This is a genomic window from Pseudomonas sp. SBT1-2, from assembly GCF_028640875.1.
Lineage (GTDB): Bacteria > Pseudomonadota > Gammaproteobacteria > Pseudomonadales > Pseudomonadaceae > Aquipseudomonas > Aquipseudomonas chlororaphis_I.
Genome location: NZ_JAQZAA010000061.1, coordinates 14,495 through 40,495, shown reverse-complemented (window position 1 = coordinate 40,495; position 26,001 = coordinate 14,495). Strand labels below are relative to the sequence as shown.

At 62.6% G+C, this 26,001-nt stretch carries 22 protein-coding genes; 11 read left to right on the top strand and 11 right to left on the bottom strand.

Annotation, left to right across the window (positions count from 1 at the left end):
* Positions 1-13: 13 nt before the first annotated feature.
* A complete protein-coding gene (locus PVZ78_RS08230; RefSeq protein ID WP_053270079.1) occupies positions 14-2,380 on the bottom strand; it encodes a glucose/quinate/shikimate family membrane-bound PQQ-dependent dehydrogenase in 2,367 nt (788 codons plus the stop codon).
* A 214-nt stretch (positions 2,381-2,594) separates the two neighbouring features.
* Here PVZ78_RS08230 and PVZ78_RS08225 point away from each other — a divergent pair, with 214 nt between their 5' ends.
* The 10 genes from PVZ78_RS08225 (at position 2,595) to PVZ78_RS08180 (ending at position 13,675) form a co-directional block, all read left to right on the top strand.
* Complete coding sequence (locus PVZ78_RS08225; RefSeq protein WP_009051175.1) at positions 2,595-3,056, top strand: Lrp/AsnC family transcriptional regulator; 462 nt, start codon at positions 2,595-2,597, stop codon at positions 3,054-3,056.
* 182 nt (positions 3,057-3,238) lie between these two features.
* The gene (locus PVZ78_RS08220; protein WP_009051176.1) at positions 3,239-4,936 is read left to right on the top strand and encodes a flavin monoamine oxidase family protein; all 1,698 of its coding nucleotides are present in this window, start codon (positions 3,239-3,241) and stop codon (positions 4,934-4,936) included.
* A gap of 104 nt (positions 4,937-5,040) precedes the next feature.
* Positions 5,041-5,835, top strand: a complete 795-nt coding sequence (locus PVZ78_RS08215) for a carbon-nitrogen hydrolase family protein (RefSeq protein WP_009051177.1) — start codon at positions 5,041-5,043, stop codon at positions 5,833-5,835.
* 48 nt (positions 5,836-5,883) lie between these two features.
* Positions 5,884-8,349 (top strand): pyrroloquinoline quinone biosynthesis protein PqqF, encoded by a 2,466-nt coding sequence (gene pqqF, locus PVZ78_RS08210; RefSeq protein WP_273828549.1) that lies wholly within the window; start codon positions 5,884-5,886, stop codon positions 8,347-8,349.
* Positions 8,350-8,505: 156 nt separating this feature from the next.
* Positions 8,506-8,580, top strand: coding sequence for a pyrroloquinoline quinone precursor peptide PqqA (pqqA, locus tag PVZ78_RS08205; protein ID WP_009045898.1), 75 nt, complete (start codon positions 8,506-8,508; stop codon positions 8,578-8,580).
* Between the two features lie 71 nt (positions 8,581-8,651).
* Positions 8,652-9,563 (top strand): pyrroloquinoline quinone biosynthesis protein PqqB, encoded by a 912-nt coding sequence (gene pqqB, locus PVZ78_RS08200; protein ID WP_009051179.1) that lies wholly within the window; start codon positions 8,652-8,654, stop codon positions 9,561-9,563.
* A gap of 136 nt (positions 9,564-9,699) precedes the next feature.
* On the top strand, positions 9,700-10,452 hold the full coding sequence (pqqC, locus tag PVZ78_RS08195) for a pyrroloquinoline-quinone synthase PqqC (protein ID WP_016704071.1): 753 nt from the start codon (positions 9,700-9,702) through the stop codon (positions 10,450-10,452).
* Positions 10,449-10,724, top strand: a complete 276-nt coding sequence (gene pqqD, locus PVZ78_RS08190) for a pyrroloquinoline quinone biosynthesis peptide chaperone PqqD (protein ID WP_028684206.1) — start codon at positions 10,449-10,451, stop codon at positions 10,722-10,724. Before pqqC ends, pqqD begins: the two co-directional genes overlap by 4 nt.
* Positions 10,696-11,868, top strand: a complete 1,173-nt coding sequence (gene pqqE / locus PVZ78_RS08185) for a pyrroloquinoline quinone biosynthesis protein PqqE (RefSeq protein ID WP_009051182.1) — start codon at positions 10,696-10,698, stop codon at positions 11,866-11,868. Before pqqD ends, pqqE begins: the two co-directional genes overlap by 29 nt.
* A complete protein-coding gene (locus tag PVZ78_RS08180; protein WP_009051183.1) occupies positions 11,834-13,675 on the top strand; it encodes a S9 family peptidase in 1,842 nt (613 codons plus the stop codon). Before pqqE ends, PVZ78_RS08180 begins: the two co-directional genes overlap by 35 nt.
* A 50-nt stretch (positions 13,676-13,725) precedes the next feature.
* On the opposite strand, the gene PVZ78_RS08175 is transcribed toward PVZ78_RS08180, so the two are convergent.
* From PVZ78_RS08175 to PVZ78_RS08155, 5 genes are all read right to left on the bottom strand, one after another.
* On the bottom strand, positions 13,726-13,884 hold the full coding sequence (locus PVZ78_RS08175; protein WP_003228885.1) for a YqaE/Pmp3 family membrane protein: 159 nt from the start codon (positions 13,882-13,884) through the stop codon (positions 13,726-13,728).
* 130 nt (positions 13,885-14,014) lie between these two features.
* Complete coding sequence (locus PVZ78_RS08170; protein WP_009051184.1) at positions 14,015-14,335, bottom strand: helix-turn-helix domain-containing protein; 321 nt, start codon at positions 14,333-14,335, stop codon at positions 14,015-14,017.
* Complete coding sequence (locus tag PVZ78_RS08165; RefSeq protein ID WP_009051185.1) at positions 14,313-14,684, bottom strand: type II toxin-antitoxin system RelE/ParE family toxin; 372 nt, start codon at positions 14,682-14,684, stop codon at positions 14,313-14,315. The genes PVZ78_RS08170 and PVZ78_RS08165 overlap by 23 nt, the downstream gene beginning before the upstream one ends.
* A gap of 277 nt (positions 14,685-14,961) precedes the next feature.
* Complete coding sequence (locus PVZ78_RS08160) at positions 14,962-16,245, bottom strand: aspartate aminotransferase family protein (RefSeq protein WP_009051186.1); 1,284 nt, start codon at positions 16,243-16,245, stop codon at positions 14,962-14,964.
* Positions 16,242-16,940 carry an MOSC domain-containing protein gene (locus PVZ78_RS08155; protein WP_041984805.1) on the bottom strand — a complete coding sequence of 233 codons (699 nt, stop codon included), beginning with the start codon at positions 16,938-16,940 and terminating at the stop codon, positions 16,242-16,244. Before PVZ78_RS08155 ends, PVZ78_RS08160 begins: the two co-directional genes overlap by 4 nt.
* A gap of 102 nt (positions 16,941-17,042) precedes the next feature.
* Between PVZ78_RS08155 and PVZ78_RS08150 the strand changes: the two genes are divergently transcribed.
* Positions 17,043-17,951: a LysR family transcriptional regulator gene (locus PVZ78_RS08150; protein ID WP_038636329.1), complete on the top strand. Its 909-nt coding sequence runs from the start codon at positions 17,043-17,045 to the stop codon at positions 17,949-17,951.
* A gap of 237 nt (positions 17,952-18,188) precedes the next feature.
* Here PVZ78_RS08150 and PVZ78_RS08145 read toward each other — a convergent pair whose 3' ends face one another.
* The 5 genes from PVZ78_RS08145 to PVZ78_RS08125 form a co-directional block, all read right to left on the bottom strand.
* Entirely contained in the window at positions 18,189-19,967 is a 1,779-nt protein-coding gene (locus tag PVZ78_RS08145) for an acyl-CoA dehydrogenase C-terminal domain-containing protein (RefSeq protein WP_023969156.1), read from the bottom strand.
* A gap of 201 nt (positions 19,968-20,168) precedes the next feature.
* Entirely contained in the window at positions 20,169-21,965 is a 1,797-nt protein-coding gene (locus PVZ78_RS08140) for an acyl-CoA dehydrogenase C-terminal domain-containing protein (protein ID WP_273828548.1), read from the bottom strand.
* Between the two features lie 90 nt (positions 21,966-22,055).
* A complete protein-coding gene (locus tag PVZ78_RS08135; RefSeq protein WP_009051191.1) occupies positions 22,056-23,348 on the bottom strand; it encodes a GGDEF domain-containing protein in 1,293 nt (430 codons plus the stop codon).
* A 218-nt stretch (positions 23,349-23,566) separates the two neighbouring features.
* On the bottom strand, positions 23,567-25,372 hold the full coding sequence (locus PVZ78_RS08130; protein ID WP_009051192.1) for a phenylacyl-CoA dehydrogenase: 1,806 nt from the start codon (positions 25,370-25,372) through the stop codon (positions 23,567-23,569).
* Positions 25,373-25,674: 302 nt separating this feature from the next.
* On the bottom strand, positions 25,675-25,971 hold the full coding sequence (locus tag PVZ78_RS08125) for a hypothetical protein (RefSeq protein WP_009051193.1): 297 nt from the start codon (positions 25,969-25,971) through the stop codon (positions 25,675-25,677).
* Positions 25,972-26,001: the final 30 nt, after the last annotated feature.

Below are 26,001 nucleotides of genomic sequence, written 5' to 3'. Positions count from 1 at the left end.
CCAAGATCAGCCGTTATTCGGGCAATGCATAAGCGATCACGTAGTCCCCACGGTCCGGCGACTGACGCGCTCCACCCGCGGTCAGCAGGATGTACTGCCGGCCGGTCTTCGGCGAAACGTAGGTCATGGGCCCCGACTGGCTACCCACCGGCAGGCGGGCTTTCCAGATTTCGTTACCGTTGCCGGTATCGAAGGCACGCAGGTAGAAGTCCTGGGTGCCCGCGAAGAACAGCAGGCCGGACTGGGTCGCCAGGGATGCGCCCAGGGTCGGCATGCCGATCGGGATTGGCATGTGCATGCGAATGCCCAGGGGACCGGTGTCCTGCACGGTACCGACCGGCACCTGCCACACCAGCTTCTTGGTTTTCAGGTCGATGGCCGACATGGTGCCGAACGGCGGCTTCTGGCACGGAATACCGGCAGGCGAGAGGAAACGCTGACGCATCGCCCCGAACGGCGTGCCGTCCTGGGGCACTACGCCCATTTCGATGCCGCTGGCCCCGGCCGCGATCTTCGCGCGCGGGATCATGTAGTTGGCCAGGCCCAGGCGCATGTCGTTGACGAACATATAGTTGCTGTTCGGGTCCACCGACACGCTGCCCCAGTTCATGCCACCCAGGGAGCCCGGGAACTGCAAGGCGTGATCCATGCCCGGCGGGGTGTAGACGCCTTCATGACGCATGCCCTTGAACTGGATACGGCACATCAACTGGTCGAACGGCGTGGCACCCCACATGTCCGATTCGGTGAGGGTCTGGTTGCCGATCGACGGCATCTCCACCGAGAACGGCTGGGTCGGCGAATAGCGTTCGCCCGGCATATTGCCCTGCGGCACCGGACGTTCTTCCACCCGGGCGATAGGCACGCCGGTTTCGCGGTTGAGCAGGAAGATCTCACCCTGCTTGGTGACCTGCGCCAGCGCCGGCTGTACCCCGCCCTTGTCGTCCGGCACGTCGTACAGCAGCGGCTGCGCCGGCAGGTCGAAGTCCCACAGGTCGTGGTGGGTGGTCTGGAAGTGCCAGCGCACCTGACCGCTCTTCACGTCCAGGGCGACGATCGACGAACTCCACTTGTCGTCGAATTCCGTGCGCTGGCCAGCGAAGAAGTCTGGCGTGGCGTTACCGGTCGGCAGATAGACCAGACCGAGCTTGGCGTCATAGGACATGGCCGACCAGACGTTCGGTGTACCGCGGGTGTAGGTCTCGCCCGCCGGTGGACGCTTGGTGGTATTCGGATTGCCCGGATCCCAGGCCCACACCAGTTCGCCGCTGCGCACGTCGAAGGCGCGGACCACGCCCGGTGGCTCGCCGATGGAATAGTTGTCCGCTACCCGGCCACCGACGATGACTACGTTGCCGGCCACCAGCGGAGTCGAGGTCTGCTGGTAGTAGCCAGGCTTCACTTCGCCCATGTCGGTTTTCAGGTCGACCGTGCCTTTGTCGCCGAAGTCTTCGCACGGCTTGCCGGTTTCTGCGTTGATCGCGATCAGACGCGCATCGCCAGTCGGCAGGAACAAACGCTTGGTGCAGGCGGCTGGAGCGACCGCTGCCTCGGCAGCAGGCTCGGCGGAGGCATCGAAGTAACCCAGGCCGCGGCAACGCTGCCAGTTAGGCGCCGAACCTTGCGGATCGAACTTCCAGCGTTCGGCGCCAGTGTCGGCGTCCAGGGCGAACACCTTGCCGTAGGCGGTGCAGGTATAGACCGTGTCACCGATCTGCAGCGGTGTGTTCTGGTCCTCGGCGCCCGCGCCGGTGCTTTGCGGAATATCGCCGGTGCGGAAAGTCCAGGCCACCTGCAACTGGTCGATGTTGCCCTTGTTGATCTGGTCCAGCGCGGCAAAACGATTGCCGGCGGTGGTGTTGCCCCAATGGGCCCAGTCCTTCTGCTCGGTACCTGGAGCCACAGGCTTGATCGCCGGCTCGCTGCTGGCCTTGACCACATGGGTCGGCACGAACATGTAGGCCAGGGTCGCCACGACGCCAATGCCCAGCACACCCGCCAGGCCATAAGCGCCACGGCCGGCAGTCGCGCCCGAAGCCCGCACCAGGGTTGGATAGATCAGCGCCACCACCAGGCCGATAACGGCGAAGGTCAGCACCCGCGAAACCAGCGGCCAATATTCCAGCCCGGCATCCCAGACCGCCCAGATCGCGGTCAGGACCAACGCCACCCCGTACAGCCAGGCACCACGTGGGTTACGCCGGGCGATCAGCAGCCCGGAAACGATCATCGCCAGGCCCATCAGCAGGAAGAACCAGCTGCCGCCCAGATTGACCAGGTACCCGCCCCCGCCGGCCAGTCCCAGGCCGATCAATGCGATCAGCACACCCAGCGCCCCCAGTAGCCATTTGCTGCCGGTGGCAGCCCCAGAATTATTCATGTCGGAAATTTCTCCCATTCTTTACGTGGCGAGAGAATGTACTAACCAGTTACTTATGACAACTTGTCGCAGGCAATTCGTGGCAAAAAATCTCAGGCGCGCCATTGAGCCTAGCCGTCACAGCACAGCCCGCAGCCAATACGCCATGCCACGAGCATCGCCCCCAGCGAGCCTGTAACATGCTCGGCCACCGTTGCCCGCGCCGGAGTTCACCTTGTCTGACAGCCGCCCTCCCGTCCTCGACGAAATCGACCGCCAACTGATCGCGGCCCTGCAGATCAATGCCCGCGAAAGCGTGGCCATGCTCGCCAGGCAGCTGGGGATCGCCCGTACCACTGTGACCTCGCGCCTGGCGCGGCTGGAAAAGGCGCGGGTGATTACCGGTTATGGCGTGCGCCTGGGTCAGCGGGTCATTGATGGCGGCTTGCAGGCTTACGTGGGGATCAAGGTCCAGCCGCGCTCCGGCAAGGAAGTACTGCGGCGCCTGAGCGCCATGGCCCAGGTCCAGCAGCTCTGCGCGGTAAGTGGGGAATTCGACTATGTCGCCTGGCTGCGCACCGACTCGCCGGAACAGCTCGACCAGTTGCTCGACCAGATCGGCAGCGTCGACGGCGTGGAAAAGACCACCACCTCGATCATCCTCAGCAGCAAGATCGACCGTGGGCACCCCGTCTGAAGGGTCTGTCCTCGCTGCGACATGCGCAGCTCGTCAATCTGCAAAAATAAATCGTCATATTGATTGCTCATCATTCAAAACGACGACACTTTGCGTCTTATTAACGTACGCAACGCTCCCTAGAATGGCTGCCATCTTTTCCTATACTCAGCGCTCTGCTCGAGTCGCCAGCAAGGTCAGCCATGAACAAGAACAATCGCCATCCTGCAGACGGTAAGAAACCCATCACCATTTTCGGCCCGGACTTCCCGTTCGCCTTCGACGACTGGATCGAACACCCGGCCGGCCTGGGCAGCATTCCCGAGGTCAACCATGGCGCCGAAGTGGCGATTGTCGGGGCCGGTATCGCCGGGCTGGTGGCGGCCTACGAGCTGATGAAACTGGGCCTCAAGCCGGTGGTGTACGAAGCGTCGAAAATGGGTGGCCGGCTGCGCTCCCAGGCATTCGAAGGCGCCGAAGGGATCATCGCCGAGCTGGGCGGCATGCGCTTTCCGGTGTCCTCTACGGCCTTCTATCACTACGTCGACAAGCTGGGTCTGGAGACCAAACCCTTTCCCAACCCGCTGACGCCGGCTTCCGGCAGTACCGTGATCGACCTCGAAGGCCAGACTCACTACGCACAGAAGCTCGCCGACCTGCCGGCGCTGTTCCAGGAAGTGGCCGACGCCTGGGCCGATGCCCTGGAAGACGGTTCGCGCTTCAGCGAAATCCAGCAGGCCATTCGCGAGCGCGACGTGCCGCGCCTCAAGGAACTGTGGAACACCCTGGTACCGCTGTGGGACGACCGCACCTTCTATGACTTCGTCGCCACCTCGAAAGCCTTCGCCAAGCTGTCGTTCCATCACCGCGAAGTGTTCGGCCAGGTCGGCTTCGGCACCGGCGGCTGGGATTCGGACTTCCCCAACTCGATGCTGGAAATCTTCCGCGTGGTGATGACCAACTGCGACGATCACCAGCACCTGGTGGTCGGCGGCGTCGAGCAGGTGCCGCTGGGCATCTGGCGCCATGTGCCGGAACGCTGCGCCCACTGGCCGCAAGGCACCAGCCTCAGTTCGCTGCACCATGGCGCGCCGCGTCCCGGGGTGAAACGTATCGCCCGGGCCGCCGATGGCCGCTTCAGTGTCACCGACAACTGGGGCGATACCCGCGAATACGCGGCGGTGCTGACCACCTGCCAGAGCTGGTTGCTGACCACCCAGATCGAATGCGAAGAATCGCTGTTCTCGCAGAAGATGTGGATGGCCCTGGACCGTACCCGCTACATGCAGTCGTCGAAGACCTTCGTCATGGTCGACCGGCCGTTCTGGAAGGACAAGGATCCGGAAACCGGTCGCGACCTGATGAGCATGACCCTCACCGACCGCCTGACCCGCGGCACGTACCTTTTTGATAACGGCAAGTTCGACAACGGCGACGACAAGCCGGGGGTCATCTGCCTGTCCTATTCGTGGATGAGCGACGCCCTGAAGATGCTGCCGCACCCGGTGGAAAAACGGGTCAAGCTGGCCCTCGACGCCCTTAAGAAGATCTACCCGAAAGTCGATATCGCCGGGCGCATCATCGGCGACCCGATCACCGTGTCCTGGGAAGCTGATCCGCACTTCCTCGGCGCATTCAAGGGTGCTCTGCCCGGCCACTACCGCTACAACCAGCGCATGTACGCGCACTTCATGCAGGACGACTTGCCCGCCGAACAGCGCGGCATCTTCATCGCTGGCGACGATGTGTCCTGGACTCCGGCCTGGGTCGAAGGCGCGGTCCAGACCTCGCTCAACGCGGTCTGGGGCATCATGAAGCACTTCGGCGGGCAGACCCACGCCGAGAACCCGGGACCGGGCGACGTGTTCCACGAAATCGGCCCCATCGCCCTGGCCGACTGAACCTGTAGCCGCCGCGGGCTGCGATCGAGCGCAACACTCATGGCTTTTGAACAGCCCGCGGCAACGGCTACAGTGACAGTCCAGCGCACAGAGGAGTCATCACCATGCGTGTCGCGCTTTATCAATGTGCCCCACAACCGCTGGATGTCGCCGGCAACCTGCAACGCCTGCAGAAAATCGCCGTGGAAGCTTCCGGCGCCGACCTGCTGGTGCTGCCGGAGATGTTCCTCAGCGGCTACAACATCGGCGTAGAGGCCGTGGGCGCCCTGGCCGAGGCCCAGGATGGCCCGTCGGCGCAATACATCGCCAACGTCGCCCAGTCGGCGCGCATCGCGATCCTGTATGGCTACCCGGAGCGCGCCGACGACGGCCAGATCTACAACGCCGTGCAACTGATCGACAGCAACGGCCAGCGCCTGTGCAACTACCGCAAGACTCACCTGTTCGGCGATCTCGACCGCTCGATGTTCAGCGCCGGCCCGGACGATTTCCCCCTGGTGGAACTCAATGGCTGGAAGCTCGGTTTCCTGATCTGCTACGACATCGAGTTCCCGGAGAATGCCAGGCGCCTGGCGCTGGCCGGGGCCGAGCTGATTCTGGTGCCCACCGCCAACATGCTGCCCTACGACTTCATCGCCGATGTCACCGTGCGTTCGCGTGCCTTCGAAAACCAATGTTATGTGGCCTACGCCAACTACTGCGGCCACGAAGACGAGATCCACTACTGCGGCCAGAGCAGCATCGCCGCCCCCGACGGCCAGCGGATTGCCCTCGCCGGGCTGGATGAAGCCCTGATAACCGGCACGCTGGACCGCCAGTTGATGCTCGACTCGCGCGCCGCCAATCGCTACTTCCATGACCGGCGCCCGGAGCTTTACGACGACCTGAACAAGCGCTGATCCGGGGTTATCCGCTAGCATGGGCGCTTCACTGTTCTGGAAGTGCTCATGTCCGCGCTGAACCACCCTCTGCCTCATCAGGAAACCCTGGCCAACGGCCTGCGGGTTTCACTGCACCACGTCCCTCGATTGAAGCGCTGCGCGGCGGCCCTGCGGGTCTCGGCCGGCAGTCACGACGTACCGCTGGCCTGGCCCGGGCTGGCGCACTTTCTTGAACACTTGCTGTTTCTCGGCACCGAGCGTTTTCCCGCGGAACAGGGCCTGATGGCCTATGTGCAACGCCACGGCGGCCAAGTGAACGCCAGCACCGGCGAACGCCACACCGACTTCTTCTTCGAACTGCCCGCCGCGGATTTCGCCGCCGGGCTGGAGCGCCTGGCCGACATGCTCGCCCACCCGCGCATGAGCCAGGAAGACCAGATACGCGAGCGCGAGGTGCTGCATGCGGAGTTCATCGCCTGGTCACGGGATGCCGCGGCGCAACGGCAGTTCGCCTTGCTCGACGGCCTGTCGGCGGAACACCCGCTGCGGGCGTTCCATGCTGGCAATCGCTACAGCCTCAACGTGCCGCGCCCGGCGTTTCAGCAGGCGCTGCAGGCCTTCTATCAGGCTCACTACCACAGTGGGCAAATGTCCCTGAGCCTGGCTGGCCCACAGTCGCTGGAAGAGCTGAAGGCCCTGGCAGAGCGTTTTGGCGCGGCCCTCGCCGTCGCTGAGGCGCAGCCGCAAGACGCCCCAGTACCCTTGCTGACATCTGCGCAGCAGCATTATCAGCAGCTCGAAGGGAACCACCTGAATCTGCTGTTCGCCTGCGAGCAACTGCCCACGGCCGCCCGCGAAGCGCTGGATTTTCTCTGCACCTGGCTGGCCTCCGGCAAACCCGGCGGGCTGCTGGCCACGCTCAAGGAACGCAAGCTGGCCGAGGGGTTGAAGGCCGCGCCGCTGTATCACTTCGCCAGTCAGGCGCTGCTGCATATCCAGTTCGACTTGACCGAGCAAAGCGCCCAACAGCCGGAGCAGGTGAGTGAGTTGTTCTTCGATTGGCTGGCCTTTTTCAGCAGCCAGGACGACTGGCCAGCATTGCGCGACGAGTACGCCCTGCTGCAACAACGCAAGCGCCAGGTGGCCAGCGCACTGGCGCTGGCAAGACTGAACAACGAGCAGCTGGAACCACAACTGTCCGACCTCGGCGTCACGGCCCTCAAGGCCTTGCTGTCGCAACTTCAAACCCCGCAGGCCGCCAGCAGCGGTATCCACTGGCAACTGCCTGCACCCAATCCGTTCCTGCGCAGCTCGGCGCCAGCCGCCCGGGCCGGCCTGATTCGCGGGCAAACCAGCGCCCACCGTGGCTTGCGGACCTTCGCCCAGGACCGCTTGCGGCAGCGTCGCGAATCCTCGGCGATGACCTTCAGCCAAGCCATCGCCGACGATACCGGCGAAGCCGCCCTGTACTTGCGCTGGCGCCTGCAAAGCCGGTTGCCGCAGGAGCTGCGCAGCCGCTTGCAAAGCCACCTGCACAACCTGCGGGACGACGGACTACAAGCAGGCGTCGAGTTGTCCTTCGGCGTCTCGGGCAACCAGTGTCTGTTGACGCTGAAAGGGCTTCCCGAGCCGATGCCGGCCATGCTCCAACAGGCTCTGCTGGAACTGAGCCAACCCGGCGCGGCGTTCTGGCAAATGTCCCCGGCGGCTCCCACGCCGCTGTTGCCGATCCGCCAATTGCTCCAGGAGCTGCCCGAGCGCTGCCTGGACATACCCGCCTCCCAGGCGCCGCATCCACTGGATGAACAAGGCTGGCAAACGCTGTGGGAGGACGCCCGCTGGGACGGCCTTGCCATCGGCCTGGGCCATGCTCAAGGTGCGATCGGTGCGGTATTGGGCAAAGCTCCCGGGACCGCCGACAGCCAGCTTTCAGCCCCGCCCTCGATAGCCGCGCAGCAGCACTGGCATGAGCTCGCAACCGGCTCCGGCGAGCAGGCCCTGCTGCTGTTCTGCCCGGCACCGGGCAGCACCCTTCAGCAGGAAGCCCGCTGGCGGCTGCTGGGGCAACTTGGCCAGATGCCGTTCTATCAGCGCCTGCGGGTCGAGTTGCAACTGGGTTATGCGGTGTTCAGCGGCGTGCGACAGATCAACGGCCAGACCGGGCTGCTGTTCGGCGTGCAATCGCCCAGCGCTTCGCTGAGCGAAATCATCGAGCATATCCGGACGTTCCTGGCGCGGTTGCCCGAGTTGATCGAAGCACTGGATGACAGCTCACTGGACGATCTGAAAGCTAACCTCGCCGCCCAGTTCGATGCCCGTGCATTGCCCGTGGCGCAACTGGCCGAGCTGCTCTGGCAGGGGCGACTGGCCGGCCATCCGTCGGATTACCTGGAGCAATTGCAACAGGAGATGATGGCGGCGACCCGGCCACAGCTGTTGCTCGCAGCCGAACAGTTGCAGCAGGCGCAAGGCGGCTGGCGCTGCCTGGCAAGCGGTGCCTGTCCGGGCGAACCCTGGCAAGCGGGAAAATGATCGTTACCCTGGCTGCAACGAGCTTTCTTCAACAAATACGGTCATTCCCCAGGGGGAATTTAGTAAGATAGCCCCCTAAGCATCTGAACATCTCCGGTTGGAGGTGGACTATATGTATAGATCTCAACCGTCCCACCCACCTGAAGGAGCACCTCTATGTCCTGGTCCAAACCTGCTTACACCGACCTGCGTATCGGCTTTGAAGTCACCATGTACTTCGCCAGCCGTTGATTGCTTGCGCAGTGCAACGCCTCGGCTCGCCGGGGCGTTTTTATTTTCAGCTTTAACCTGATGGAGCGGCCATGTTTGTCCAGATTCTAGGTTCCGCCGCCGGTGGCGGTTTTCCGCAGTGGAACTGCAACTGCGCGAACTGCGCGGGCTTTCGCGACGGCAGCCTGCGGGCAAAGGCTCGCACCCAATCGTCCATCGCCATTTCCGATGACGGCGTGAACTGGGTCCTGTGCAACGCTTCGCCGGACATCCGCGCCCAGCTCCAGAGCTTCGCCCCGATGCAACCGGGCCGCGCCCTGCGCGACACCGGGATCAGCGCGATCATCCTGATGGACAGCCAGATCGACCACACCACCGGCCTGCTCAGCCTGCGCGAAGGCTGCCCGCATCAAGTCTGGTGCACCGACATGGTCCATGAAGACCTCAGCAGCGGTTTCCCGCTGTTCACCATGCTCACCCACTGGAACGGCGGGCTGAACTGGAACCGCATCGAACTCGACCAGAGCTTCACCATCCCGGCCTGCCCGAACCTGCGCTTCAGCCCGCTGCCATTGCGCAGCGCCGCGCCGCCCTATTCGCCCCATCGCTTCGACCCGCACCCGGGCGATAACATCGGCCTGATCGTCGAAGACCTGCGCACCGGCGGCAAGCTGTTCTACGCCCCGGGGCTGGGCAAGGTCGACGCAGCGCTGCTGGAAATCATGAACAGCAGCGACTGCCTGCTGGTGGACGGCACCCTGTGGGAAGACGACGAGATGCAGCGCCGCGGCGTCGGCACCCGGACCGGGCGGGAAATGGGCCACCTGGCGCAGAACGGCCCCGGCGGCATGCTGGAAGTGCTGGAGCAACTGCCGGAGCAGCGCAAGATTCTTATCCACATCAACAACACCAACCCGATCCTCGACGAGGACTCCGCCGAACGTGCGGAGCTGGCGCGGCGTAACGTTGAAGTGGCTTACGACGGCATGAGTATCGAGCTGTAACCACAGGAGCTATTACGGGCAAGTCGGATCGCCGCCCGCTCGCTCCTACAGGTAGCGCTGTCCGTAGGAGCGAGGCTTGCCCGCGATGAGGCCCGATCAGGCAACACTATCCACGGTTGTTCCCCGGAGAACCGCAATGACTGACACAGCAATGTCCCCCGCCGAATTCGAGCAGGCCCTGCGGGCCAAGGGCGCCTACTACCACATCCACCATCCGTACCATGTGGCGATGTACGAAGGCCGGGCGACCCGCGAGCAGATCCAGGGCTGGGTCGCCAACCGCTTCTACTACCAGGTGAACATCCCGCTCAAGGACGCGGCGATCCTCGCCAACTGCCCGGACCGGGAAATTCGTCGCGAGTGGATTCAGCGCCTGCTGGACCACGACGGCGCCCCCGGCGAAGACGGTGGCATCGAGGCCTGGTTGCGCCTGGGGCAAGCGGTCGGTCTCGATCCGGACCAACTGCGCTCGCAAGAACTGGTGCTGCCGGGCGTGCGTTTCGCCGTCGACGCCTACGTCAACTTCGCCCGCCGCGCCAGCTGGCAGGAAGCCGCCAGCAGCTCGCTGACCGAGCTGTTCGCACCGCAGATCCATCAGTCGCGTCTCGACAGCTGGCCCCAGCATTACCCGTGGATCGACCCGGCCGGCTATGAATACTTCCGCACGCGCCTGGGCCAGGCGCGGCGCGATGTCGAACACGGCCTGGCGATCACCCTGCAGCACTACACCACCCGCGCCGGCCAGGAGCGCATGCTGGAAATTCTCCAGTTCAAACTGGACATCCTTTGGAGCATGCTCGACGCCATGAGCATGGCCTATGAACTCAATCGCCCGCCGTACCACAGCGTCACCGCACAACGGGTCTGGCATAAAGGAATCACCCTATGAGCTTCGATCGCAGCAAGACCCCGACCTGGCGCCCCGGCTACCGCTTCCAGTACGAACCGGCGCAGAAGGGCCATGTACTGCTCTACCCTGAAGGCATGATCAAGCTCAACGAGAGCGCCGCGCTGATCGGCGGGTTGATCGACGGCGAACGGGATGTCGCGGCGATCATCCAGGCACTGGAAGTCCAGTTCCCCGACGTGCCCGAACTCGGTGACGACATCGAGCAATTCATGGAGGTCGCCCGTGCACAGCACTGGATCGAACTTGGCTGATTCGCCAGCGCCGATACCGCCCAAGCCGGAAGTCGGCCTGCCGCTGTGGCTGCTGGCCGAACTGACGTACCGCTGCCCGCTGCAATGCCCGTATTGCTCCAACCCGCTGGATTTCGCCGAGCAGGGCAAGGAGCTGAGCACCGAGCAGTGGCTCAAGGTGTTTCGCGAAGCCCGGGAAATGGGCGCCGCGCAGTTGGGCTTTTCCGGTGGCGAGCCACTGGTGCGCCAGGACCTCGCCGAACTGATCGGCGAGGCGCGCAAGCTGGGGTTCTATACCAACCTGATCACCTCGGGCATCGGCCTGACCGAGCAGAAGATCAGCGACTTCAAGAAGGCCGGGCTCGATCATATCCAGATCAGTTTCCAGGCCAGCGACGAGCAGGTGAACAACCTGCTGGCCGGCTCGAAAAAAGCCTTCGCCCAGAAGCTGGAAATGGCCCGGGCGGTGAAGGCCCACGGCTACCCGATGGTGCTGAACTTCGTCACTCATCGGCACAACATCGACCGGATCGACCGCATCATCGAGCTGTGCATCGCCCTGGAAGCCGACTTCGTCGAGCTCGCCACCTGCCAGTTCTACGGCTGGGCCCAGCTCAACCGCGTCGGCCTGTTGCCGACCAAGGAACAACTGGTGCGTGCCGAACGCATCACCAACGAATACCGCGCCAGGCTGGAAGCCGAAGGGCATCCGTGCAAACTGATTTTCGTCACCCCGGATTACTACGAGGAACGCCCGAAAGCCTGCATGAACGGCTGGGGCAGCATCTTCCTCACGGTCACCCCGGACGGCACCGCCCTGCCCTGCCACGGCGCCCGGCAGATGCCCGTGCAGTTCCCCAATGTGCGCGACCACAGCATGCAACACATCTGGTACGACTCCTTTGGCTTCAACCGCTTCCGCGGCTATGACTGGATGCCCGAACCGTGCCGCTCCTGCGATGAAAAGGAAAAGGACTTCGGCGGCTGCCGCTGCCAGGCCTTCATGCTCACGGGCGACGCCAGCAATGCCGACCCGGTGTGCAGCAAGTCGCCCCATCACGGCGTGATCCTCAAGGCCCGCGAAGAAGCCGAGCACGCCACCCAGACCATCGAGCAACTGGCCTTCCGTAATGAACGAAACTCGCGCCTCATCGCCAAAGGCTGAATCCTTCAGCGCCGCCCAAGCCGTCGCCGCCGGCATCGATTTCGCCGAACTGCGGCTCGGCGCCAACGGCCTGTTCTGGAACGAATACCGCCCCGAAGATGCCGCCTGTCGGATCTGGCACTGGCGCGACAACCAGGCCCGCTGCCTGACGCCGCAAGGTTTCAGCGTGCGCAGCCGGGTCTACGAATACGGTGGCGGCGCCTTTTGCCTGAGCGATGACGGGCTGGTGTTCGTCAACGAAGCGGATCAGCAGCTCTACCGACAGTCGCTGCAAGGCGAAACGCCGATAGCCCTGACCTCCGGCGAGTGCCGTTATGGCGACCTGCAGTTCGCCGCCGGCCAGGTGCTGGCAGTGGAAGAACACAACAACCAGCATCGCCTGGTAGCCATCGACTCCGATAACGGCAAACGCCAACTGCTGGCCGAAGGGGCGGATTTCTATGCCGCTCCCACCTTGAGCCCGGACGGTCAGCACCTGGCCTGGATCGAATGGGACCGACCGCATCAGCCCTGGACCTCGACCCGCCTGATGGTCGCCGCGCGCCTGGCCAATGGCCGTTGGGATGACCCACAGTGCCTGACTGGCGACGGTGCAGAGGAGTCGCTGCAACAACCACGCTTCGATGAAGCTGGCCGCCTGTATTGCCTGACCGACCGCGCCGGGTTCTGGCAACCCTGGGGCGAAACGCCCAACGGTCTGCAGGCGCTGCCCTGCGCCGCCGCCGATCACGCCCCGGCCCCCTGGCAATTGGGCGGCTGCACCTGGCTGCCGCTGGGTGGCGACAGCTGGCTGGGTACCTGGACGCAAGGCGGCTTCGGCCGCCTGGGGCTGCGCCTGGCCGAGGGTTCACTGCAGGACTTCAGCGGCGGCTACAGTCGCTTCCGTAACCTGGCGCTGGATGAGCGGTTTATCTATTGCGTCGCGGCTTCACCTGTCAGCCCGTCTGCGGTGGTCGCCATCGATCGTCAGTCGCAGCGGGTCTCAGTCCTGGCAGGCGGCGTGGCGCCGCTGCCGCCCGAGCAGATCAGCCGTCCGCAAACCCTGCGCTATCCCAGCGGCCAGGGCGAGGCCCACGGCTTTTTCTACCCGGCCATGAGCGATGACGACCGGCCGCCGCTGGTGGTGTTCATCCACGGCGGCCCGACCTCGGCCTGTTACCCGATACTCGACCCGCGCATCCAGTACTGGGCGCAACGGGGCTTCGCCGTGGCCGACCTGAACTACCGCGGCAGCAGCGGTTATGGCCGCGAGTACCGGCAAGCCCTGCACCTGAGCTGGGGCGAGGTGGATGTGCAGGACGCTTGTGCGGTGGTCGCCTATCTGGCCCGACAAGGCCTGATTGATGGTGACCGGGCGTTCATCCGCGGTGGCAGTGCCGGCGGCTACACCACCCTTTGCGCGCTGGCCTTTGCCGATGTGTTCCGTGCCGGCGCCAGCCTGTATGGCGTCAGCGACCCGCTCGCCCTGGGGCGAGCCACCCACAAGTTCGAAGGCGACTACCTGGACTGGCTGATCGGCGACCCCGAACAGGATGCCGAACGCTACAAGGCCCGCACCCCGCTGTTGCATGCCGGCAATATCCGCGTACCGGTGGTTTTCTTCCAGGGCGAACTCGACGCCGTGGTGGTGCCCCAACAGACCCGGGACATGCTCAAGGCCTTGCAGGACAACGGCATTGCGGCCGAAGCGCACTATTACCCGGATGAACGCCATGGCTTTCGCAAGGCCGCCAATCAGGCCCACGCCCTGGAACAGGAATGGCTGTTTTATCGACGGGTAATGGAGTTGACGGGCACACCGCAGTAGTCGGCGCCCAAGGGGACAAGCCTGCTCCTGTGCAGGAGCAGGCGCCAGGCTCAGCGCTTGGCGATGATGTACACCGCATGCACGATGCCCGGGATGTAGCCGCACAGGGTCAGCAGGATATTCAGCCAGAACGCACCGCCGAACCCCACCTGCAGGAACACTCCCAATGGCGGCAACAGAATGGCGATGATGATGCGGATAAAGTCCATGGGGCAGCTCCTGATAGAAATCGACTCGTACGAGCCTCACAGCTAATCGACCCATGGCGTTTGGCAGGGTTCAGTCGATTCTGGCCAAGGGCCAGTTTTATCCTCAGGCAGCCGGTGTTTCAGTACCGGCTCACGCCAGTATCTCAAGGCCATGTTTCTGCACGATGCTCAGCAGCTTGAGCGCCATCCCGCTCGGGTGTTTCTCGCCGGACTCCCACTGTTTCACCGTGGACGCGCTGGTGTTCAGGTAACGGGCAAAGACCGGTTGGCTGACATTGCTCCGCTCGCGCAGCAGCTTGATCTGCTCCGCGGGAATGCTCGCCGGCACTGGCGCGATACAGGCCTCATCGAACTGGCGCATGGTGGTTTTGCCGATGGCGCCGATGGCGTGCAGGGCACTGGCCGACTCGTGTATCGATCCAAGGGCTTCAGTCTTGAATGGCTTGCTCATGTCTGATCTCCACAAACGCTTTCATCTCGAGTAGCTGCTGGATCTGCCAGCCATCCAGCCCTTCGTAAGCCTTGGCCAGCGCACGGAACGCCTGCAGCTCCTGGTGGCTGATATTGCTCTGGTCCTGCTTGGCGAACAGGAACTGGAACACCCAGTAGCGTCGGCCCCTGGCCAGGACGATCGAACGATGGCGGTTGGCGTTCAGGCGTTTTTTCCAGACCCCACCACCGAGGTCATCAGCCTGGCCACGGCATAACTCGCTGAATGCGGCCAACAGCTCATTGTCATGAATCAAGGCCTTTTTCGCCGCGACAGCAAAACCTTTGGTTTTGAACAACCGGATGGTCATGGCTTCCTTTCCCAAAAACATACCACTCAGTGGTATATAGGTTCAACCCAAGCTGCCCGGTGGTCTTTCATCCCATGCAGCCCCCACCGTCCTGGCGGATGAGCCTAAGGAACCCTCTCTGGATGATGGCCTTCAAGACTTGCTAGTGGTTTTGCAAAAGCCCGAGACAAAAAAACGCCCCGTGCGAAAAATCGGACACGGGGCGATGCGTTATACCGCGAGACGGTTCAGGAATTCTGTCAGGGCAAGATCGGGTATGGCGGGCCCAGGGCTGGCTTTAAACCACCAGCCCCTTGCGGCATTGCAACTGCGCTGTGCGTACTCGCGAAAAGGCCCGCGCCAGACGCAGCAGCATTTCGTCGATATTCGCCTTGCTCACCGTCAGCGCCGGGGTAAACCGCAGGCAGTCCGGCTGTGTCGTGGCCAGCAACAGACCTTCGTAGCGGGCCGCCTTGACCACGGCCTCGGCCGAGTCGTCGGCCAGGCTCAGCCCCCAGAACAAGCCCTGCCCGCGCAATTCTCCCTGGGCATAACGGTTAGCCAGGCGGGCCAGCCCTTCGCGCAAATACTGGCCGTTGTCCCGCACATGCTCGAGAAAGCTGTTGTCCAGTACGCTATCGAGCACCGCCATGCCCGCCGCGGTCATCAGGGCATTGCCGTGATGGGTGCCATTCAGCTCTCCCACCTCGAAGCAGCAGGCCTTGCCACGCGCCAGCAAGGCCGCCAAGGGCACGCCGCCGCCAAGGCCTTTGCCCAGGGCAACGATGTCGGCGCGCACGCCATAGACCTGTTCAGCCAGCAAGGTGCCGCAGCGGCCGATGCCGGTCTGCACTTCATCCAGGATCAGCAGGATGCCCAGCTCGCGACACAGCCGCTCGACACCCTTGAGGTAATGCTCGGTCGCCGGAATCACCCCGGCCTCGCCCTGGATCGGCTCAAGCATGATCGCCACGGTCTGCGCGTCCACCGCAGCATGCAACGCCGGCAGGTCGTTGAAGGGAACATGGCTGAAACCCGCCAGCTGTGGCTCGAAGCGATTGGCGATGTTGCTGCTGGCCGACGCCGACATTGCCGCAAAGCTACGACCGTGACAGCTACCGCTGGCGGTGATGATCTTAGAGGCGCCACCGCGATGCAGCTGGCCCCATTTGCGGGCCAGCTTGATCGCCGCCTCGCAGGCTTCGCTGCCACTGCTTAACAGATAGGCCTGGTCGCTACCGGTACTGCGGCACAAGCGTTCGCTGAGGTTGAGCATGCCACGGTTGTAAAAGCCCGAGCCGGGGTTGATCAGCGACTGGGCCTGAGCCGTCAACGCCTTGACCAGCACCGAGGGGCTATGGCCAAGGCTGTTGGCGGCGTTGCCCTGGACGAAGTCGAGATAGGCGCGATCATCGCTGTCCCACAGCCATGAGCCCTGGCCACGGACAAATACTGGATGGGGTCGCTGGACACTGGGCATCAGGCACTCACTGGAAAGGTTGTCGCTCATCGGCGACAGGTAGGGCTCGGCCGTCAGGTCATCGAGGCTTGGCTGAGGGCGACGCAGGCTGAACAGGTTCATGCGCTCAACCCTTCCAGCGGCAGGCCCAGCAGGCGCGAAGACCAATCCTCGACCAGGCCGGTGCGCATGCGCTTGATCGCGATGTCGCGCCAACGCGACGCCAGTGCCGGACAGTCCACCAGTTTCTTCAAGCCCGCATGCTCCAGAGGTTCTCGATAAAAACAGCGCAGGGCCCAGGCCACGGTCAGCCCCGGATAACTGCGCTGGATCAGCTCGAAAGGCTGATCGGCACTGACGAAGCCGGGTTTGAGCACCCGGTAGAACCAGCCGCAGCGACCATTGTTTTGCGCCAATTGTGGCAGCTCGGGGATGCCCCAGCGGTGGCTCAGGCGATAACAGGGCGAGCGTGGCTGGCTGACCTGCAGCAGCGCGCCGCCCCAGCGAAACATATCGCCCAGGCAGACCTGCTCTTCGCTCAGGCCGTGGGTGGACAGGTTTTCGCCAAAGGCCGGGGCGCACCAATCGATCTGTGGATAACGCTTGCGCCAGTAGCAGTAGTGCTCGGCGGGATAATGGTGCAGCGCCCGCTCCGGGCCGGTATGAAAGCGCGGGTCGCCGTGTTCGTCGCTGCCCAGGCCCTGCGGCCATAACCAGAGTCGGTTTGCAACCGGACGTTTGTCCGTATCACTGATCAAACCCTGTCCGAGGTTTTTTGCCTTGCCTATGTAAACACCATCCACGTAAACGGTATTCATCGCGCCTTCTGGCCCTGTAAGCCCTGTGAATAGGGGTTAGACTAGGCTTCTGTGGCCTATCGGGCCATTTCGATTTTCCAGCTTTTTCGATAAGCAGAACTTATGGATTTTAAACAACTGCGTTATTTCGTCGCGGTGTATGAAGAAGGTCACGTGGGACGCGCCGCCGAGCGCCTGTCGATCTCCCAACCCGCGCTCTCGCAACAGATCCGTCAGCTGGAACAGAACCTCGACGTCAGCCTGTTCGAACGCAGCAGCAAGCGCCTGTTACCGACCCTGGCGGCCCATACCCTGTACAACCATGCCCTGCCCTTGCTCGACGGCATGCAGCGAGCTCGCGAAGCCCTGGGCAACTTCAAGGGCCAAGCCCTGCGCACATTGGCAATCGGCGTACTGCAAACCGTGCACAGCAGCCTGGTGCCACAGATGCTCGAACGAGTGCGCAAGGCCCAGCCGCATCTGGTGGTGCAGATCTATGAACTGACCGGCCTGGAAATCGAACGGCGCCTGCTCAATGGCTCATTGGATATCGGTATCAGTTACCTGCCCCCGCGCCAACCGGGACTACACGGTGTGCAACTCTACGAAGATGAGTTGACCCTGGTGATTCCCGCCGAACATCCCCTGCGCGAATTCAAGAAAGTCTCCATGAGCCAGGCCGCGGAGCTGCCCATGCTGTTGCTGGGCGAGGAGTTCCAGATACGCCAGATCTGGCAGGCGCAACTGGCCAATCTCGGACGCCGGCCACAGGTACAGGCGGAACTGAACAATATGGCGGGGATTCTCGACAGCCTGCCCAACACCCGCCTGGCCACGGTCCTGCCGGGGCGCTCGCGTCAGACCCATAGCCATACGGACCTGCTATGGAAACCGCTGAGCGAACCGAGGGTGCCGTTGAAAGTGGGGCTGGTATGTCGTGATGTACAGCGTCAGCAGGCAACCCTGGCGTTGCTGCGAACCTTGCTGGAAGAAGAAATGAGCGGCCCGGCGACGCTGGAAGGACTTGGTTGAACAAGCGCAGATAAAAAACGCGGGCAAAAGAAAACCCCGCCGAAGCGGGGCTTTGCAGACTGTTTCCCTGACATCCTTTTCACTCCACCATCCTGGCGGAATCCTACGTGTCCGTGTTATTGCTTTGCGCTTCCTGCGCGACGTCCATGTGAAGTAGATTAGCTCTGGATCCAATCTGCCGATATGGGTGATTAGCAGCACGTCATGTAAGAGAAAGCTTACATGACGCGCACATACTCAGAACTGCGCCGCATCCAGCAGGAACAGTGATTCGCTACCCGCCTTCACCGATGCGCTCAGCGAGTGAATACGCGGCAGCAGCCGGGCGAAGTAGAAGCGCGCGGTACCCAGCTTGCTGGCGTAGAAATCGTCTTGCGACTCCTTGCCCAGGGCCGCTTTGGCCATCAATGCCCACATATAGGCGTACGCCGTGTATCCGAATGCTTGCAGGTATTCGACCGAGGCCGCGCCGATTTCGTTCGGATTGCTCTTGGCCCTATCCAGCAGCCAGGCAGTCAGCTCGTCCAGGTTATCCAACGCATCGTTCAATGGCTTGGTGAACTCGGCCAGATCGGCGCTGGCGGTTGCGGTGAAATGGCGAATCTCGTCCGCGAACAGCTTGTAGAACGCCCCGCCGCTACCGACGATCTTGCGCCCGACCAGGTCCAGCGCCTGGATGCCGTTGGTGCCTTCATAGATCTGGGTAATGCGCACATCGCGCACCAGCTGTTCCTGGCCCCATTCGCGGATGTAGCCGTGGCCGCCGAAAATCTGCTGGCCGTGAACCGTGGTTTCCAACCCCAGATCGGTGAGGAAAGCCTTGGCCACCGGCGTCAGCAGGGCCACCAGATCTTCCGCGCGCTTACGCACCACAGCGTCTTCGCTGAACTTGGCGGTATCCAGTTGCATCGCCACATAGGTGGAGAACGCGCGGCCGCCTTCGTTCGCGGCTTTCATGGTCAGCAGCATGCGCCGCACGTCGGGGTGCACGATGATCGGGTCGGCGACCTTGTCCTTGGCTTGCGGGCCGGTCGGCGAGCGGCTTTGCAGGCGATCACGGGCGTATTCCACGGCGTTCTGGTAGGAACGCTCGCCCGAGGCCAGGCCCTGGATACCGACACCCAGACGCTCGTAGTTCATCATGGTGAACATCGCCGCCAGGCCTTTGTTCGGCTCGCCGACAATGTAGCCGACGGCTTCGTCGAAGTTCATCACACAGGTGGCCGAAGCCTGGATGCCCATCTTGTGTTCGATCGAACCGCAGTTGGCCGGGTTGCGCGCACCCAGGCTGCCGTCGGCGTTGACCAGGAACTTCGGCACCAGGAACAGCGAAATGCCTTTCGGCCCCGCTGGCGCATCCGGCAGCTTGGCCAGCACCAGGTGAATGATGTTCTCGGTCAGGTCGTGCTCACCGCCGGTGATGAAGATCTTGGTGCCGCTGACCTTGTAGGAGCCGTCGGCCTGCGGTTCGGCCTTGGTGCGGATGATGCCCAGATCGGTGCCGGCATGGGGCTCGGTGAGGCACATGGAGCCGGCCCAAACGCCCGCATACATGTTCGGCAGATAGGCCGCCTTCAATTCTTCGCTGGCGTGGGCGTTGATCGACAGGCAGGCGCCCGCGGTCAGCATCGGGTAGAGGCCGAACGACAGGCTGGCCGAGTTGACCATTTCCTCGACCTGGGCCGATACCGCCTTGGGCATGCCCATGCCGCCGTAGGTCGGATCGCCGCCGACGCCAACCCAGCCGCCTTCGGCATAAGTCTGGTAGGCCTGTGGAAAACCTGCGGGCGTGGTGACCGCGCCGTCGCTCCAGTGGCAGCCCTCTTCATCCGCGCCGCGGCTCAGCGGGGCGATACTCTTGCCGGTGACTTTGCCGGCTTCCTCAAGAATCGCTTCGACGGTTTCGGCGTCGACGGTGTCGGCCAGAGCAGGCAGTTCGGCCCAGAGTTTGGCGACCTCGAAAACTTCATTGAGGACGAAGCGCATATCGCGCAGGGGCGCTTTGTAGTCAGCCATGGCAAACCTCGCAAGATCTAAACAAGTGGACCCGAACGGCCCCATTTACGAAAGCTCGAGTGTACCCGAACAACTTTTGCGACACATAGGGTCAACTAGTGACTTTTATGTAATTTTTAGTCACCAAAAATCGCAGGCAAACCCATCCCCGCAAAAGCCTGCAGGAGTGGGTTTGCCCGCGATGGACGATTACATGGAAACCTAGAGCGAAAACAGCTCCGCCGGCAGCTTCATCAGGCAATCACTGCCCGCCTCGATCGCTGCCTGATGGGACGCCGTGCGCGGCAGCAGGCGCTTGAAGTAGAACTCGCAGGTCGCCAGCTTGGCCTGGCAATAATCGGCATCCTCTTCACCAGCATCGAGCCGGGCCTGGGCCACCAGCGCCATGCGCAGCCACAGATAGGCGAGGATGATGTAACCGCTGTACATCAAGTAATCCAGCGCCGCGGCCCCGACCTCATCGGGGTTCTTCATCGCCGCCATCCCGATCTTGGTGGTCAGCGCGCCCCATTGTTGGTTGAGCCCATTGAGCTGCGCCACATGCCCCTTGAGCTGTAGATGCTCGGCATTGGCCGCACAGAACTTATGGACGATCTTGGTGAAGCCCATCAGCAGCTTGCCCTGGCTGCCGAGCACCTTGCGCCCCAGCAGATCCAGGGCCTGGATGCCGTTGGTGCCTTCATAGATCGGGGCGATGCGACAATCGCGCACCAGTTGCTCCATGCCCCACTCGCGGATGAAGCCATGCCCGCCAAACACCTGCATGCCGTGGTTGGTCACTTCCAGCCCGGTTTCAGTCATGAAGGCCTTGCAGATCGGCGTCAGGAAGGCCAACAGGTTCTCGGCATCCTGGCGCTGGGTCTCATCGGCGGCCAGGTGCGCCACATCCAGCAACTGCGCGGTGAAATAGGCCAGGGCACGATTGCCTTCGTTGAAGGCTTTCATGGTCAGCAGCATGCGCCGCACATCGGGGTGGACGATGATCGGGTCGGCGGCCTTGTCCGGCGCCTTCGGCCCGGTCAGGGAGCGCATCTGCAGACGGTCGTTGGCGTATTTGATTGCGCTCTGGAAGCTCGCCTCGCCCAGACACAGCCCCTGCATCCCGGTACCAAGGCGCGCGTGGTTCATCATGGTGAACATGCAGTTCAGGCCCTTGTTGGCCTCACCGATCAGGAATCCCTTGGCGCCATCGAAGTTCAGCACGCAGGTGGCCGAGGCCTTGATGCCCATCTTGTGCTCGATGGAGCCGCAGCTCACAGCATTGCGCTCGCCCGCCTCGCCGTCGGCGTTGGGCAGGAACTTGGGTACGATGAACAGCGAAATACCCTTGGTGCCCGCCGGCGCATCGGGCAGCTTGGCCAGCACCAGATGGATGATGTTTTCACTCATGTCGTGCTCGCCGGCCGAGATGAAAATCTTACTGCCGGAGACCGCATAGCTGCCGTCGGCCTGGGGCACGGCGCGGGTCTTGATGATGCCCAGGTCAGTGCCGCAGTGGGCTTCGGTCAGGCACATGGTGCCGGTCCATTGGCCGGCGGTGAGCTTACTCAGGTAGGTCTGCTTTTGTTCTTCACTGCCGTGGGCATGAATCGCCGACATGGCACCGTGAGTCAGGCCCGGGTACATGCCCCAGGAAGTGTTGCTGGAGCCGACCATCTCGCTGATCACCAACCCCAGTGAATGCGGCAGGCCCTGGCCACCGTAGCTCGGGTCCGCTGCCAGGCCGTGCCAGCCGCCTTCCACATACTGGGCGAAAGCCTGCTTGAAGCCTTTGGGCGTGGTGACCACGCCATTGTCGAAATGGCAGCCTTCTTCGTCGCCGGAGCGGTTCAGCGGCGCCAGTACGTTTTCACAGAACTTCGCCCCTTCTTCGAGGATCGCGGCCACCATGTCCGGGCTGGCATCGCTGGCCCCCAGAGCCGCATAGCTGGAGTGAAAGTCGAAGACGTGGTCGATCAAAAAGCGCATGTCGCGCAGGGGAGCTTTGTACTCGGGCATGGTGGTTTCTCCGGCAGCAGATCGATCCAACCTACTGCCGCTCATCCGACCTGCCAATCACAGTCCAGACGCTGAATGCGCCGCTATCACTCAACCCGCAGCGGTGTCCATGCGCACCGCGCCACGGCGGTTCTGACCGAAGGCCATGACGCAGTTACGCCCCGCGCCCTTGGCGCTGTACAACGCCTGGTCGGCGGACTTGAGCACCTCTTCCGGCGAGCGGTGCTCCATCTGCCGCTCGGCGACACCGATACTGACGGTCACCGACACGCTGGACGCCGCGGCCGCGCCACGGCGCTGACGACCCTGCTGGTCGTCCTGCGGGCGGTTCTCCTGATTGCGCAACTGGATGTTGTAGTTGGCGATGGTCTCGCGAATGACCTCCAGGTGCGGCATGCATTCCTCGAGGGTCTTGCCAGCGAACACCACCGCAAACTCCTCGCCGCCATAACGGTAGGCGCGACCGCCGCCACTGACTTTCGACAGCTTGCTGGCCACCAGGCGCAATACTTGGTCGCCCACGTCGTGGCCATGGGTGTCGTTGAATTTCTTGAAGTGATCGACATCGCTCATCGCCAGCACATAGTTGCGGCCCAGGCGCTGCATGCGCTCGTTCAAGGCGCGGCGGCCCGGCAAGCCGGTCAGCTCGTCGCGGAACGCCATCTGATACGCCTCGTGGGCAACGGCTGCGGCGATCATCAACATCACCTGGCTGCACATGATGTTCAGGGTAAAGGGCAGGATGAAGGTCTTGGGCAGCATCCAGAACAGGCCCAGCAGCCCCACCAACTGCGCCGCATGCAGCGGGCGCGGGTTGCGCCAGTACTGGATCGCCAGCAACAGGAAGGCGGCGAGAAACACCGGGTACGACAACTGGATCAGGCTCATCCAAGCGCCATGCAGGGCCGGCCAACGGATTTCCGCCAGCCAGGTCAGCAGCGCCTGGGGATAACTCTGCTCCAGGCCGAGCGCCACACTGCCAAAGGCAAGCAATACGGCAAAGCGCGCCACCATGTCCTGGAACAGGTGGGTGCGCTCCTGCCAGGCCGCGAACAGACCGAACAGCAGCGGCAGCAGCAGGCAGACCAAGTGGAACACCACGGCCGCATCCTCGCGCACCTTGCCGTTGTCGCGGTAATAGTCGGTCTGGGTATCGAGCAGGAAATAGGCGATGTACACCGTGACCATCAGGAACAGTTCACGCTGGCGTCGATACACCGCGCAGTAGGCGCCGCCGAGCAACAGCACCAGGGTCGGCAGGACGTTGAACAGCGAGGTGAAGAAGACGTTGAGATCCTTGACGTAGGCGGCCGCAAGCCCCGCAAGCAGGAGTAACAATGACGGAAGAAAATGGCTGAAACGTACAGCAGAAGAACGCGGCAAGGTAAAGCTCCGACGCGGCTAAACAGTTGATGGCACTATGCCTTCGCCTGGCATAGTTAAACAGCACAAATGTGACACATGTCACATTGCCACCTCTGTAACGGCAGGGATCGGCTTCTTCTTAACGTTTTAGTCGGATTATTTTCAGATTCATTCCGCGCACAAAAAAGCCGCTTCTCCCGAAGGAGAAGCGGCTTCTGAATGAACCTCGGTAAGGCTTAGTAAGCCAGGCCGAAATCTTCTTCTTTCATGTCCATCAGGTTGTTGGCACCCGACAGCATGGCCGCAACATGAGTGCGGGTACGTGGCAGGATGCGCTGGAAGTAGAAGCGCGCAGTCTGCAGCTTGGCGGTGTAGAACGCCTCTTCGGTGGTACCGGCAGCCAGCTTCTCGGCAGCCAGGCGCGCCATGTCGGCCCAGAAGTAAGCCAGGCAGGCATAACCGGAGTACATCAGGTAGTCCACGGACGCGGCACCAACTTCTTCACGGTCTTTCATGGCTGCCATACCGACCTTCATGGTCAGCTCGCCCCATTCCTTGTTCAGCGCAGCCAGCGGTGCGACGAACTCTTTGACCGACTCGTTGCCTTCGTTGCTCTGGCAGAACTTGTGGACGATCTTGGTGAAGCCTTTCAGGGCTTCGCCTTGGGTCATCAGCACCTTACGGCCCAGCAGGTCCAGCGCCTGGATACCGGTGGTGCCTTCGTACAGCATGGAAATGCGGCTGTCGCGAACGTTCTGCTCCATGCCCCACTCGGCGATGAAGCCGTGGCCACCGTAGATCTGCACACCGTGGTTGGCGGCTTCGAAGCCGACTTCGGTCATGAAGGCTTTGGCGATCGGCGTCATGAAGGCCAGCAGTGCATCGGCTTTCTTCTTCTCTTCTTCATCCACGCCGTATTTGACGATGTCGACCTGCTTGGCGGTGAAGTAGACCATGGCACGGTTGCCTTCGGCGAAAGCCTTCATGGTCAACAGCATGCGACGTACGTCAGGGTGCACGATGATCGGGTCGGCGGCCTTGTCCGGCGCTTTCGGGCCAGTCAGGGAACGCATTTGCAGACGATCGCGAGCGTATTTCAGGCCACCCTGGAAACCGATCTCGGCGTGGGCCAGGCCTTGCAGCGCGGTACCCAGGCGAGCGGTGTTCATGAAGGTGAACATGCAGTTCAGGCCTTTGTTCGCCGGGCCGATCAGGAAACCGGTGGCCGCGTCGAAGTTCATCACGCAGGTGGCGTTGCCGTGGATACCCATCTTGTGTTCCAGGGAACCACAGCTCACGGCGTTGCGCTGGCCGACGGAGCCATCGGCGTTCGGCAGGAACTTCGGCACGATGAACAGCGAAATGCCTTTGGTGCCAGCCGGCGCATCCGGCAGGCGGGCCAGAACGATATGGACGATGTTGTCGGCCATGTCGTGCTCACCGGCCGAGATGAATATCTTGGTGCCGGTGACTTTGTAGGAACCGTCGGCCTGAGGTTCGGCCTTGGTGCGCAGCATGCCCAGGTCGGTGCCGCAGTGCGGTTCGGTCAGGCACATGGTGCCGGTCCACTCGCCGGATACCAGCTTGGTCAGGTAAGCCTCTTGCTGCTCAGGCGTGCCGTGCTCGGAGATGGTGTTCATCGCGCCATGGGACAGGCCTGGGTACATGCCCCACGACCAGTTGGCTTCGCCGACCATTTCGCTGACAGCCAGGCCCAGGGACTCCGGCAGGCCTTGACCGCCATGCTCGACATCGTGAGCCAGGCTTGGCCAGCCGCCTTCGACGAATTGCTTGTAAGCCTCTTTGAAGCCCGTCGGGGTCTTAACGCCGGATTCGCTCCAGGTGCAGCCTTCCAGGTCACCCACACGGTTCAGAGGGGCCAGTACCTGCTCACAAAACTTCGCGCCTTCCTCGAGGATGGCGTCAACCATGTCTGGAGTAGCGTCCTGGCAAGCCGGCAGGCTCTGATAGTGCGCTTCATAGCCGAGCAGCTCGTCACGAACGAAGCGAATATCACGCAAGGGGGCCTTGTAGTCAGGCATAGCGATAAACCTCTGCTGATGTAACCGGGAATGAACAACCGCGTTGATTTATTGTGGCGGTCAAACAGTTGTTTGAAACATACGTTTACGCCCAAACCTTGTCAAGCACCACGCAAACACCGTTCGTCATCGATCCCCTGCAGGCCTTGCACGCCAAGGTCCACAGCGAATGCCGTGAAATATTCGGAAGCTAAATTGAGTGTAGGAGCTGGCAGGCCAGCAAGACGGCAGAAGGGGATGTGCAGGGTGTTCTTGCGCGGACCACCCTGCCCGCAAAAACGGCCAGGGCTACCGAGGGAGGGTCAAGCGTAGGTGTCGATCAGCGTACCGAGCACTTCATCGGCGGCCTTGGCGACTTTCACGCCCAGCTCCGCCTGGATCTTGCCCATGGACATCTCGACCATGTTGCTGGCCAGGTCCGATTGCTGGCTGCGGTCGACGGATCGTAAGCGCTCGACCTGGACTTCAGAAGACTGGCTGGTGACAGAACGTTCGATGGTCGTGCTGGCGATCTGGCTGGCCGCCTGATCGACACGGTTCTGCCCGGTCTGCACGGTACTCAGGCCGGCGTAGAAAGCGGTATTCCCGGAAATTTCCATGGGAGGACTCGACCCTGCAAGGAATGAACA

Coding starts and splice junctions, on each gene's coding strand:
- pqqB (WP_009051179.1), top strand. CDS start 8,652: ATGTTTGTCCAGATTCTAGGTTCCGCCGCCGGTGGCGGTTTTCCGCAG.
- PVZ78_RS08140 (WP_273828548.1), bottom strand. CDS start 21,965: ATGCCCGAGTACAAAGCTCCCCTGCGCGACATGCGCTTTTTGATCGAC.
- PVZ78_RS08150 (WP_038636329.1), top strand. CDS start 17,043: ATGGATTTTAAACAACTGCGTTATTTCGTCGCGGTGTATGAAGAAGGT.
- PVZ78_RS08155 (WP_041984805.1), bottom strand. CDS start 16,940: ATGAATACCGTTTACGTGGATGGTGTTTACATAGGCAAGGCAAAAAAC.
- pqqD (WP_028684206.1), top strand. CDS start 10,449: ATGAGCTTCGATCGCAGCAAGACCCCGACCTGGCGCCCCGGCTACCGC.
- PVZ78_RS08160 (WP_009051186.1), bottom strand. CDS start 16,245: ATGAACCTGTTCAGCCTGCGTCGCCCTCAGCCAAGCCTCGATGACCTG.
- PVZ78_RS08220 (WP_009051176.1), top strand. CDS start 3,239: ATGAACAAGAACAATCGCCATCCTGCAGACGGTAAGAAACCCATCACC.
- PVZ78_RS08215 (WP_009051177.1), top strand. CDS start 5,041: ATGCGTGTCGCGCTTTATCAATGTGCCCCACAACCGCTGGATGTCGCC.
- PVZ78_RS08230 (WP_053270079.1), bottom strand. CDS start 2,380: ATGAATAATTCTGGGGCTGCCACCGGCAGCAAATGGCTACTGGGGGCG.
- PVZ78_RS08165 (WP_009051185.1), bottom strand. CDS start 14,684: ATGACCATCCGGTTGTTCAAAACCAAAGGTTTTGCTGTCGCGGCGAAA.
- PVZ78_RS08180 (WP_009051183.1), top strand. CDS start 11,834: ATGAACGAAACTCGCGCCTCATCGCCAAAGGCTGAATCCTTCAGCGCC.
- pqqF (WP_273828549.1), top strand. CDS start 5,884: ATGTCCGCGCTGAACCACCCTCTGCCTCATCAGGAAACCCTGGCCAAC.
- PVZ78_RS08145 (WP_023969156.1), bottom strand. CDS start 19,967: ATGGCTGACTACAAAGCGCCCCTGCGCGATATGCGCTTCGTCCTCAAT.
- PVZ78_RS08130 (WP_009051192.1), bottom strand. CDS start 25,372: ATGCCTGACTACAAGGCCCCCTTGCGTGATATTCGCTTCGTTCGTGAC.
- pqqC (WP_016704071.1), top strand. CDS start 9,700: ATGACTGACACAGCAATGTCCCCCGCCGAATTCGAGCAGGCCCTGCGG.
- PVZ78_RS08175 (WP_003228885.1), bottom strand. CDS start 13,884: ATGGACTTTATCCGCATCATCATCGCCATTCTGTTGCCGCCATTGGGA.
- PVZ78_RS08170 (WP_009051184.1), bottom strand. CDS start 14,335: ATGAGCAAGCCATTCAAGACTGAAGCCCTTGGATCGATACACGAGTCG.
- PVZ78_RS08125 (WP_009051193.1), bottom strand. CDS start 25,971: ATGGAAATTTCCGGGAATACCGCTTTCTACGCCGGCCTGAGTACCGTG.